Below are 11,690 nucleotides of genomic sequence, written 5' to 3'. Positions count from 1 at the left end.
GTTTGTTTTTAATTATAGTACAAATTTCGGATTAAAAAGAATCTTAAATTGATTGCTTGTGTTTAAGTGCAAGTATGTATAGATGAATGGAAAATAGGTTTAGATATTGCTGATTTTTCTTTCCTTTAAGTTCGATAAAAAGAAGTAAGTTAGTTGCACAAATAACAAGATAAGCATTGCTATAATTTGCACATGTACAACCTGCTCTAAAGAAGTATGATAAAAAACTACCAACACTATTTGAAGCATTCCAAAAATGCCAGATAAAATTACAGGCACATATTTATCTAATGATAAATAATAGTAAGCAAAGATGTTAGAAATGGCAAAAACACCAGTTGCTAAAGCATATTTCCATAATAAAGGAGAGATTTCTACATATCCATCTCCAAAAAGAATTTGAATAATTAGATTCGGAAAAAGATAACACCCCAAAACAATTGTAATTGAAATTGCACCAATATACCCCACATATTTTAATAAAATTGGCAAGGTAGATTTTCCTTCTTTTTTAAGCTGTACAACTACTGGTAATAACAACATTACAAACATCCAAGCAACAAAATAAACCACTCTACCAATTAATGCTAAAGATGCATATAGACCAGCTTCATAAGAAGCAAAGAAATGTTTTACCAATAAAATATCGCTGTTGTTTATGATGATTTGTGTCAATTCGTAAAAGGCAGTGATTATAAAGAAATTACGCACTAATTTAGTTTGTGTTTTTTCTAATTTAAACACATTTACAAGTGAAAACTTTTTAAATTTAAAGGGAATCAATCCAAATAGAAAAGAAACTAAAATTCCGATGGCAATTAATAAGGAAGTTTCAATATTTAAAAAATATAAGAGTATAAAAGTAATTAGTAAACGACTTATCATTTCTAATTGATAGGTAATTGATAAAGAAGTCAACTCTTTTTTTCCTTGAAAAACACCTCTATTTACACTCATTAAAAAATAAAACGGAATTCCGATTCCGAAAACTACAAACATGGTTGCAGAAGTTGTTTTAAAGAAAATTTGTAAATCAGAAGAAAAGAAAACTACAAGTAGTCCTAATAAAACTCCAGTAACTAAAGCATTTCTATAGGTATTAGAAATAAACGACTCAAAAATAGAATCTTCAAAAATTACAGAAAATTTAGCAGTCACTAATTGAAAAGTCATCGCTACAAAAGATAACACCAATAAAAGTGTAATTAAAATGGCAGCATCTGCAAATTTTTCTGGCCCTAAGAATCTACCTAAAACTAAATTGTATAGGTAGTTACCACCATTTACTAACAAACCACTTAGCATAAATATTTGCTCTGGAGAAATTTTCTTTTTAAAAGGGATTGAAATTGCTGTCATCTTTTCTGAATTTTTAAATTATTAGGCTACATTAGTTTGGTTAAAATCATCGTAAATTTCTTTGCAACCTTTACCAATTATAGAAAACAGTTTTTGCTCTAAAATAGCTGCTTTCATAAAATTTTTAATTGCTTTTACTCCACTACTGTCAATTTCTATTAAATCATCAATATTTATAACAATCTTTTTTAATTGAGATAAGTTGTGGGTAAAATACGTTTCAAAAAAACTTAAAGTAGTTGTGTTTATTTTTCCATTTAAATGAAATATTCCGTTTTGATTTGAGATTTGTAAAGACATATTATTATATATTTATTGGTTATTATTACTGCAAATATCTAATACAAGTCTTAAAAAAAAGTTGAACTGTCGATGAAATACCATTTCATAAAGTTCAATAATTACTTACTGTTGTCTAAGTAATTCCTAAGAAAAACAACCAAATTAAAGTCAATGATTAAAAGCTATTGCTTAACTTGCAGCTTATAAAAAAGATACAGAAATTGAAAAAAATAATTGTACTCCTAGCACTATTTACAAGCCTTTACGCCCATTCTCAAGAAATGCAAGAAGGTTTTACCTATTTAGAAACTGGTAAATATAAACAAGCAGAAGGTTTTTTTAAAAACGTATTAAAAGAGTACCCAACTAATAAAACTGCAAGGCTTTGTTATGGACGTGCAGTAGGTTTAAATGGCAAATCTAGACTAGCGGTTAACTTATTTACCAATCTTTTAAAAGATTATCCTACAGATTTTGAAGTAAAATTAAATTACGCAGAATCTCTTTTATGGAACAAACAATATGAAGAGGCAGAAAGTTATTATCAGAAGTTAATTCTAGAAAACAATCAAAGTTTCCCTGCTCTTTTGGGTTTTGCAAACACCTTATCTAATTTAAAAAAGTTTGAAAAAGCGTTGCTTTATGTAGACAAAGCATTAGAAGTTTTACCTGGTAACAACAATGCATTGGTTTCTAAAAAATACATGCGTTTGGGTTTGGCTAATGATAAAGTAAACACTCAGAATTATTTAGCAGCTGAAGAAATATTAAAAGAAAATTTTATTGACTTTAAAAAAGATAAAGAAACATTATTGAATTTAGCAAATTTATACCTTATTTCAAATCAAACAGATAAAGCTAAAGAAACCTATAAAATTTTAGGGGAAAAACCAGAAAACAAATTTACTTCTTTAAACGGAATTGCACTTGCCTATCATTTAGATGCAAATGATAAAGAGGCTTTAAAAATAAGTGAGCAAACTGTACAACTTTTAAATAAAAACACCGATTCTTTATCAACAAAACAAACAAAAGAAAGATACATACAAGCCTTAATTTGGAATAAAAAATACAAACTAGCAAAAAATGAGATTGATCAATTAATTTCAGAAAATAAAAACCCAGAAAATTGGATTTTATCTTTAAGAGCAACATTAAATATTTATAAAAGCGATTTTAAAAAAAGTATTGCAGATTATAATTTAATTTTAAAAAAAGACAGTGCTTCCTTTGATGGAAACTTAGGAAAAGCAAATGCCTTAAAAGCTACTGGTTTTTATAAAAGTGCTTATCAAAGTGCAGAAAACACTTTAACCTTTTATAAAAATCAAAAAGATGCCGCCAATTTTATAAAACAATTAGATGCTAGCTTTACACCTGTTTTAGAATCTAAAGTATCGTATTCTTTTGATAATGGAGATAATGAGGCAACTGCTTATGATGTTAAAACTGAAATTCCTTTTTCTACAAAATTTAAAATTTTAGGGAATTATAATTACAGAACAACATCTAACCCTGTTACAGATTTAAAAGCGATTACTAACAATTTTACATTGGGTGCTTCTTATCAAATTTTAAATAATGTAACTGTAAAAGGAAATTTTGGAGTTACATCTTTAGAATCTGAAACAAATAATTACAAGCAATTATTAACAGATATCTTTTTACAAATGAAACCTTTTAAATTACAAAATTTAGAACTGGGTTACAAAAGAGATATCCAAAATTTTAATGCTGCTTTGTTAGACGAGCAAATTGTACAGAACAATCTTATTTTAAATTATAGTGTTAGTACAAATTTTAATTTAGGCTGGTTTACACAGTATTATTACACCTTTCAAAGTGATGATAATGCTAGAAACCTTCTATTTACCTCCTTATATTATAACATTTTAAAAAAACCTTCTATGAAGGCTGGTATTAATTATCAAAACCTTTCTTTTAAAAATCAAGTGCCAACTGTTTATTTTAGTCCAAGTAAATTTAATGCTGTAGAAGTTTTTGTAAATCTTATTAAAGATGAAACTGCTGCAAAAAATAAAGAATGGTTTTATGGGATAACAGCAGCAACTGGTTTACAATATATAGAAAATGACGATGGACAAAGTACTTACAGAGTTGATGCTAAATTTGGCTACAAATTTTCTGAAAGAGCTCTTATAAACCTTTATGGCTTGCAAAGTAACATTGCTTCTGCTGTTGCAACTGCAGGTTCTACTGGTTTTACATATACAGAATTTGGATTCCGTTTTAAATGGCTTATACTAAGCAAACCTTTTTACAAAAAATAAAGGCAAAAGTTTTCACTTTTGCCTTTTGTAATATAATTTATAACTAAAACTTAATTGATAGCAAAAGTACCATTGTACATTTTATCTTTATCGTCTTTAACTCTGTATTTGTAAAAACCTCTTTTTAATTTTGGTGCTTTATATTGTATTTTTTTAGCACTTAAATCTGATTTTAACTTTTTATAATCAACTACTCTACCCATATAATCAAAAACCTGAATCGTAATATTTTCTGAAGCTTCTGGTAATTGAATTGTTGTAGCGTTAGAAAATGGATTTGGATAATTAATTAATTTATTTGAAGTTGTTTTACTAAAAGAATCTGTTGCTAAAACATTGTTAGATTTAAAAGCCAATTCATTTAAACTAATGGTAAAAGGTTTGTAATACGTATAATCACCAATGATAGAAAAAACAATGGTTTTAATATTTGTGATAGTTGCTTTGTTACCATTAGCGTCTAAAAATTCTGAAAATGGAATGCTGTAATTTTTTTCATCGGTATTTGGTAGAATTGTATAACGCAATCTGTTTTCCCAAGGTCTATCTTCTTCTTGCATAATTACAATTTCTACAGTTTCATTATTTGTGATATTAAAGTTTAAAAACTCGTAATCTGTAACCTCTAAAGTTTGATCTCCTGGTAAAAGATGTCTAAATAAATTGATGTTTCCTTTTACTTCACCTATTGCTGCAACATTTCTATCAACTTCATAAAAATCTTCTTTATAGGTTCTTTCAGAAGTATTTACATCAAAATTAGAAACTGTTGCAAATTCTTTTAAATAATCTAAACCCCAAGGACCATCTGCTAAATACAAGGCATCTTTTTGTTCTGTAGAAGCTGTTTTTAAAGAAAAACCAATATCAAACAAAACACCAGTTTCTATCGTTAAAACTTCATTATAATCTCCAGAAAGCGCAAAAGTATTGGTAACTTTTCTATGTTTAGAAACCTCAGTTTCTGCAATATTACCAACAAAATCTACTGATTTTTCGTTTATTTTATTTACAAGATTTAAATAAACAACCCCATTTGAGTAACTACCAGATTTTACAAAAACATTTGGTAAAACGTTATCAATAACTGTACTTTTTAAACCATTTTCTATGGTATGTTTGTCTATAATATAGTTTGCAATAGCAAATACTTGCGAAAATGAACTGCCCCAAATTTGATAATTTTGATAATTCCCTGCAGGATATTGATCGATGTCCCAAAAACTGAATAACTTGTTTTCTGCTGCATCCATTTTAATAGCAAAACCTAAGGTATATTCTATTATACCAGTAGCTCTTTTAATTTTTGAACTTATAATTTGATGTCCTCTAATTTTCACTTTACTAATATCCTCTAAACTTGAGTTATTTAATCGATTTAAAATTACTTTAGAATGATCGTGAATTTTACCTATTGTTTTAGAGGCAAATAAAGACGATACTATTTTATTTTCAGTATAATAATCGATAGAAAAAACTTCTGATATAGAGGGAATTTCAAACAAATTTTTGGGGCTAGATACTTTGGCAATTACTGTTTTATACATCCCTGTTTCTGGAAGAAAGTCTATTAAAGATTTAGATGTGATATTTTTTTTTAATCCAGGAATATTAAAATTTTGATTGCCTATTTTTTTTCTACTATAACTTACTTTCTTTTTTAAATCTGCTAAAGAGTCGTTACTTTTTAAATTACTATGATAAGCAAAGTTATCTGTATCATAACCAAACATAATGTGATTTGGGTAATAGTTTGATAAAGATTTATTAGCCGTTTTTAGGTTATCCAAGGAAATTACATCACAATTTGGTTTTCTAAATTTCACTGTATCATCACTAGCAAATTCTATAGGAAAATTATAAGAATTTAATTGTAAGGATGTGATGGCTGTTGTGAATAAAACAAGAAATATTTTTTTCATGGCATAATATATATACCACAAAATTAGAGGTTTAAGAAACCTTAAAATTTAATTTTAGTTCTTTACATTTTAACTAAAGACCAAATGTAAGAGATGTTTAGATGAATAGATTTAGAGCAAATCTAATCTTTTCATTAACTCGGGTCTTTTAGATCTGCTAACAGGTATTACATCCTTTTTTATAAGAACACTATTGTCTTCTATATCAATAATTTTTTTAATATTGATGATATAAGATCTATGAATTTTAAGAAATAAAGATGCTGGTAATTTGTCTTCTATTTTCTTTAATGTAGAATGTACTGTATACTCTTTATCGTCTGTTTTTATTTTAATATAGTCTCCTTTAGCTTCAATTAAATAGATACTTGGTAAATCTATTTTAATTAAACGTCTGTCTATATTTACATAAAAATCGTTATCAATATCTTTTGTTTTTGGAGCTTCTTTAACTATTTCTGATGATGAAATTTCCTTTTTTTCTGCTTTTACAATAGCTTTTTTAAACCTGTTTAACTCTAATGGTTTTAAAAGATAATCTACAATAAAATCGTATTCAAAAGCTTCTATTGCAAATTTTGGATCTGATGTTGTTAAAATAATTTTAGGCGGATTTTTAAGGGTTTGTATAAAATCTAAACCATTAAAATCTGGCATATGAATGTCTAAGAAAATAAGATCTACCTCATTAGAGTTTAAAAATTTAATGGCTTGCATGGCATTAGAAAACTGATCAACAACATTTAAAGAGTTCACTTCATCACAAAGAGTTTTTAAAATAACTCTTGCCATTTTTTCATCATCAATAATAATACAGTTCATAATACTTAAATAGTTTCTATATATGCAGAAATTACTTGTAGTATATCATCAAATTCTTTAGCACCTTCTATAGAAGATTCTCTTAGATTATGCTCATACTTATTAGCAATTTCATAACTTTTTTCAAGTCCCAAAATACTAATTTTATGCTTAAGTCTATGAACATTTTCTTCTATTTTTTTATATTCTTGTTTTTGAAAGCTTTCTAAATATTCTTGTTTTTCTTCTGGAAACTCTGTTTTAATAACATCTATCAGCTCATTTTTAATAGATTCGTTTCCTCTAGCTAATTGATTTATATATTCTAAGTTGGGCTGTTCCATATTATTTTTTTATGCTAAAATAAAAAGTAGAACCAACATCTGGTATAGATTCTACGTAAATTTTTCCTTTACAGACTTCAATTATTTTTTTTACTATTGATAAACCTATACCACTAGACTTAAAATCGTCTTCTATTTTTTGAAAAGCTACAAATATTTTATCAAAATATTTTTCAGCAATCCCATTTCCATTGTCTTTTATGAAGAAATTCCAAAAATCATGATCTTCTTTAAAACCAATTTCGATAGTAATAACTTCTTTTTTGTTAAATTTTATTGCATTGTCTATTAAATGTGTAAACAATTGTTCTAATCTAAAACGATTTCCTTTTATTGTGGGTAATTTATTAGGAATGTTAACAGTAATGGTATTTGATTTTTGTCTATGAATTAAAATTTCTGACACCAAAGAATCGATATTTACATTGTATACTTCTTTTTCAAATTTACCAATGGTAGAATATTGTAAAATACCTTTTACCAAAGTATCCATTTTTTCTACATTTTCTCTAATTAACTGTAGATTTTCTTTTCCTGCACTGTCTAAAATACTTGAATAGTCTTGCAAAACCCAAGATGTTAGTGCATCAATACTTTGTAAGGGCGATTTTAAATCATGAGAAACCATTTGTGCATAATCATTCAATTCTCTATTCTGTTGCTCTAAACTTTTTAACAATATATCTTTTTGCTGATTTATTTTTATAATTTCATTTGTTTGGTTATCAATAAAATCAACCAATTTTAAAGAATCTTTACTTTCCTTAGGTCTGTCATTTTTTAAATCATAAAATTGTAATTTATCAATAACACCTTCTAATTTATGAATTATTTTTTTTTGAGCTGTTGTTTCTTTTTGTAATTTTTTATTGGCTTCAAAAAGTTCTTCAGAACTAATAGTAGTTGCTCTTTGTAGCATTGCAAATTGCTCGTCAGAAACGGTATAAGAACCATCAATTGCTTCTAAGAATTCTTTTAATTCTTCATTAGATTGCAGTTCTTTGGGTAAAAACTTTCTTATTTGTCTTTTTAAAAGAGAGTTCATTATTCGCTAATTAATGTAATGGTCATTGTTTGGTTGTGCAATTGACAACTACTTTCGCCAATAAAAGGAGCAATTTCTCCATAAGAATATAAACCGGTAATTGTAGTCTTATTTCCTATTACTTCCATAACTTCTTCTACCTCTTCTTCTACTCTTTGGTCTAAAACCAACTTTCTACCAATACAACTTACTAAAATGGCTAATTGGGGTTTCTTTTTTCTAAATTCTGATGCATTAATTGCTGCTTTTTCTGCTGCATTTACAATATTATCTACATTGGTCATCATTAATTGTACTTTAGAATTTTCAAAAATATCTCCAGCCAAAATCATCGAATTTTCTGTTTCATCAATATTTAAAATAGTTCTAACAATTGTATTGTTTCCATCATTAGATTTTACATTTAATGGATATAAAAGTGCTGCTCCAGGTAATTCTTCAGATTTTTTACCTAAATATTTTTTATATAAATCTAATGCAGGTAAATTATCTAACTCATATAAAATGTTTCCTTTAGATTTTGTAACTATTCTTTCAGGACCAAAAGGAGTCCAACCTCCATTAATAGAAAATGTAACTTCTAAAGTTTCTCCATACAAACCAATGGCAACCATTTCTCCCGGTTTTGGAAGCTCATTATAAGAAGAAACCGTCTTTTCAAATCGTGCATCATCTCCACACAAAGCACCAGTAATTAACAAATTATCATTTGTGGCAGCATTCATACCTTTAGTTAATTGGCTACCGTTTATAAAACTTCCTTCAGAGAGTACAAAAACATGTTTTAGTCCTTCTTGTGGTAACTGATTAATTAAATTTTCTCCTATTTTAAAACTATCAATTTTAGTATTTGAATGGTTATTTAAAACGTTTGCTGTTTTAATTATAAATGTACTTTTTTCGAATTCTATTGCAGTAATTGTTACCGTTTCATCATCAATAGATTCTGAAGAAATATCACCACAAGCAGAACCAAAAACAATATGTCCGTCTTTAAAGATGTTTCTTATTTCATCTAAAATAGTATCTTCTTCTAATAAAAAACGATTTCCAAAAACCAGCACTAATGGTGCTATTAAATTTATTTTTTCTGATAAATATTCCCAATCAGTATTTTTATGCTTTTTAAGTTGTATAGTTTTCATTTAGTGTTTTTTAATGGTAAAATAAAAAGTGGTTCCTTCTCCTAATTCACTCTCTAACCAAATATTTCCCTCGTGCAAATCAATTATTTTTTTTACAATTGATAATCCAATTCCTGTTGAATCTTCTCTTTTATTTAAGGAGTGAAATACTTTGAATATTTTATCATGATATTTTTTTTCAATACCAATACCATTATCTTTTATAGAAAACTGATAAAACGTATTTTTATCTTCAAAATCTATTTCTACAAGCCCTATTTCTTTATCACAAAATTTAATGGCATTGCTTATAAAATTTTGAAATAATTGTTGAAACTTTGTTTTATCGCCTCTTACAATTGGCAACTCTTGTAGCACATTAACAGCTATATTTTCTGGGATAAACAAAAAGCTTTTTAAATCATTTACTGTTTTGTTTAAATCTACATCTTCATCTTCTTTATTGGTAGTACCTGCACTTGAGTATTCTAAAACATCAGAAATTAGTTTTTCCATGGTTTCTAAAGTAGAGTTTAAAAGATCAAAGTTTTGAAGTGTTATATCATCAAACTTACCTTCATTATCTAATTTTATCCAATTAACCAAAGCATCAATGCTTCTTAAAGGCGATTTTAAATCATGAGAAACAATATGTGCATATTCATGTAATTCTTTGTTTCTTTTTTCTAATTCTTTTAAAATACTTTCTTTTTGTAGTTGTAATTTTTTAAATTCTGTAATATCTAAGTGTATGCCTATAGAGCCAATAATAGCTCCTTTTAAGTCATAATTAGGTGCACCACTTACCAACCATTCTCTAATTTTTCCTTGTTTATTTTTTACTTTTATCTCGTAAGAATTAGAGCTACCTTTTAACCTTTTAGTATTTTCATCTTTTATAATTTCTTCATCATTTTTAAAAAGAAAAACCTCACTACCTATTTTACCTAAAAGTTCTTCTGCTTTATAACCAGACATTTCAGAAAAACTTTGGTTTATCATTAAAATTTTATCATTCGTATCAACTTCCATTAAACCAAGGTTCATGTTGGCAATAATATTACTATATTTTTGCTTTTGATTTTCTAAACTTCTTCTATATTGTCTTCTTAAAGTCACGTTTTTATAAGACCATAAATGACCTGTATACCTACCGTTTTCTAAAATTGGTATAAAATCTCTTTCTAAAATAGTACCATCAATTAAAGTAAGCTCGTCTCCTAAAACTTGTTGTTTATTTTTTAAAATTTCATTAATTCTATTTACAAAAGAAGTTGGATCTTTAAAGAGGTGCTTACTTTCTTCTGCTGCGTTTGTACTATCTTGACCAATAAGTAATTTTGGAGAAACTGGTATTTTAAAAAATTTACAGAAATTAGGGTTTGTCAATACAATCTTCCTATTAGCATCTTCTAATAAAATTCCACTATCTAAATTTGTTATTAAAGATGATAATCTATTTTCAGATTTTACAAGTTTTTCATCTTTTGCTTTTTGAGCTGTAATATCTCTAACAATACCTTGTGCAGCAATAGGATTTTTATTTATATCGTAAACTAAAGAACCATTTACTTGTACCCACTTTATTTCTTTATTTTTTGTAAAAATTCTAGTAGTATAATTGTTAAAAAAACCTTTTTCTTGAAGTTGTACAAAAGCACTCACTGCATATTCTGCATCTTCTTTATAAATGAGGTTGCTAATATTAAAATCATCATCATCAATACTATAACCAAATAATTCTTTAGCAGCATCGTTCATTTCTATAACATTAGCAGACAAATCTATGACCAAATATGCATCATTAATGTTTTTAAAAACACCTTCTAACGTAGATGATTTTTCATCTAAAAGACCTTTTAACTCTTGAGATATTGTATATAATTCTCTAGATTTATCTTCTAAAATTTTTTCGGCAGCTTTTCTAGCTGCTTTTTCACGTTTTAAAGCACGCTCTAATATTTCAATTTTTGATGTATCCATTAATTTTTACGCACAATAAACCGAACTTCTGTACCATCTTCTTTAATTTTTTCTAAAGCTATAGTTGCTTTCGTATTAAAATGCTCGAAAGTTTTATTCATTAAGCCCAACCCAAAATGGTGCATGGCTCTACTAGATTTATAAAGCATAATTACAGCATCTGCAGTTTTTTCTTCAACAATAAAAGTAGGTAATTCTGCATCTGGATAAATTTTACGAACCTCTACATGAATATGGTTTTCTATAGAAGAAATCATTTCTATTGGGTCTTTATAAGTTGCCAATAATCCTGGATAACTTGTTTCGATAACACTAAAAAAATGTTCTCCATACACTAAAAGTAAATTATCTATAGAAATTTTTGTGTATGTACTTAAATGTTGTAATAGTTGTAACATTTCAGAAAAACTATAAGTACCTATCGAGGTATAAACTCCTTCAGATGCTAAATTAGAATCTGAAATAATTTTATCTACCACTTCTAATCCAAATTTTTCTTCTACTAAATCTAAAAATTCTGTAAAAACAATTCCTTTCAT

Annotated in this window: 10 protein-coding genes; 1 reads left to right on the top strand and 9 read right to left on the bottom strand. The window is 27.1% G+C overall.

Annotated features, from left to right (window positions below):
• Positions 1 to 99 precede the first annotated feature (99 nt).
• Together Q0731_RS05245 and Q0731_RS05240 are read right to left on the bottom strand one after the other, a co-directional pair.
• Entirely contained in the window at positions 100 to 1,359 is a 1,260-nt protein-coding gene (locus Q0731_RS05245; RefSeq protein ID WP_299060869.1) for a sugar isomerase, read from the bottom strand.
• 21 nt (positions 1,360 to 1,380) lie between these two features.
• A complete protein-coding gene (locus tag Q0731_RS05240) occupies positions 1,381 to 1,659 on the bottom strand; it encodes an STAS domain-containing protein (protein WP_299060867.1) in 279 nt (92 codons plus the stop codon).
• Between the two features lie 263 nt (positions 1,660 to 1,922).
• Here Q0731_RS05240 and Q0731_RS05235 point away from each other — a divergent pair, with 263 nt between their 5' ends.
• Positions 1,923 to 3,932 (top strand): tetratricopeptide repeat protein, encoded by a 2,010-nt coding sequence (locus Q0731_RS05235; RefSeq protein WP_299061329.1) that lies wholly within the window; start codon positions 1,923 to 1,925, stop codon positions 3,930 to 3,932.
• Positions 3,933 to 3,982: 50 nt separating this feature from the next.
• Here Q0731_RS05235 and Q0731_RS05230 read toward each other — a convergent pair whose 3' ends face one another.
• The 7 genes from Q0731_RS05230 to Q0731_RS05200 form a co-directional block, all read right to left on the bottom strand.
• Positions 3,983 to 5,854: a T9SS type A sorting domain-containing protein gene (locus Q0731_RS05230; protein WP_299060865.1), complete on the bottom strand. Its 1,872-nt coding sequence runs from the start codon at positions 5,852 to 5,854 to the stop codon at positions 3,983 to 3,985.
• Between the two features lie 111 nt (positions 5,855 to 5,965).
• Entirely contained in the window at positions 5,966 to 6,676 is a 711-nt protein-coding gene (locus tag Q0731_RS05225; protein ID WP_299060863.1) for a LytTR family DNA-binding domain-containing protein, read from the bottom strand.
• A gap of 5 nt (positions 6,677 to 6,681) precedes the next feature.
• Entirely contained in the window at positions 6,682 to 6,999 is a 318-nt protein-coding gene (locus Q0731_RS05220) for an Hpt domain-containing protein (protein WP_299060860.1), read from the bottom strand.
• A gap of 1 nt (position 7,000) precedes the next feature.
• Entirely contained in the window at positions 7,001 to 8,044 is a 1,044-nt protein-coding gene (locus tag Q0731_RS05215) for an ATP-binding protein (RefSeq protein WP_299060858.1), read from the bottom strand.
• A complete protein-coding gene (locus Q0731_RS05210; protein WP_299060856.1) occupies positions 8,044 to 9,189 on the bottom strand; it encodes an FIST N-terminal domain-containing protein in 1,146 nt (381 codons plus the stop codon). Before Q0731_RS05210 ends, Q0731_RS05215 begins: the two co-directional genes overlap by 1 nt.
• Complete coding sequence (locus tag Q0731_RS05205) at positions 9,190 to 11,151, bottom strand: PAS domain-containing sensor histidine kinase (RefSeq protein ID WP_299060853.1); 1,962 nt, start codon at positions 11,149 to 11,151, stop codon at positions 9,190 to 9,192.
• Positions 11,151 to 11,690, bottom strand: coding sequence for a heme NO-binding domain-containing protein (locus tag Q0731_RS05200; protein WP_299060850.1), 540 nt, complete (start codon positions 11,688 to 11,690; stop codon positions 11,151 to 11,153). Before Q0731_RS05200 ends, Q0731_RS05205 begins: the two co-directional genes overlap by 1 nt.

It is taken from the genome of uncultured Polaribacter sp. (assembly GCF_947497695.1).
In the GTDB taxonomy this organism is placed as follows: Bacteria; Bacteroidota; Bacteroidia; order Flavobacteriales; family Flavobacteriaceae; genus Polaribacter.
This window is presented reverse-complemented; position numbering and strand designations above follow the sequence as displayed.

Bases quoted from the DNA above. Each gene is read 5' to 3' on its own strand.
- Q0731_RS05245 (WP_299060869.1), bottom strand. From the start codon at position 1,359: ATGACAGCAATTTCAATCCCTTTTAAAAAGAAAATTTCTCCAGAGCAA.
- Q0731_RS05240 (WP_299060867.1), bottom strand. From the start codon at position 1,659: ATGTCTTTACAAATCTCAAATCAAAACGGAATATTTCATTTAAATGGA.
- Q0731_RS05235 (WP_299061329.1), top strand. From the start codon at position 1,923: ATGCAAGAAGGTTTTACCTATTTAGAAACTGGTAAATATAAACAAGCA.
- Q0731_RS05230 (WP_299060865.1), bottom strand. From the start codon at position 5,854: ATGAAAAAAATATTTCTTGTTTTATTCACAACAGCCATCACATCCTTA.
- Q0731_RS05225 (WP_299060863.1), bottom strand. From the start codon at position 6,676: ATGAACTGTATTATTATTGATGATGAAAAAATGGCAAGAGTTATTTTA.
- Q0731_RS05220 (WP_299060860.1), bottom strand. From the start codon at position 6,999: ATGGAACAGCCCAACTTAGAATATATAAATCAATTAGCTAGAGGAAAC.
- Q0731_RS05215 (WP_299060858.1), bottom strand. From the start codon at position 8,044: ATGAACTCTCTTTTAAAAAGACAAATAAGAAAGTTTTTACCCAAAGAA.
- Q0731_RS05210 (WP_299060856.1), bottom strand. From the start codon at position 9,189: ATGAAAACTATACAACTTAAAAAGCATAAAAATACTGATTGGGAATAT.
- Q0731_RS05205 (WP_299060853.1), bottom strand. From the start codon at position 11,151: ATGGATACATCAAAAATTGAAATATTAGAGCGTGCTTTAAAACGTGAA.
- Q0731_RS05200 (WP_299060850.1), bottom strand. From the start codon at position 11,690: ATGAAAGGAATTGTTTTTACAGAATTTTTAGATTTAGTAGAAGAAAAA.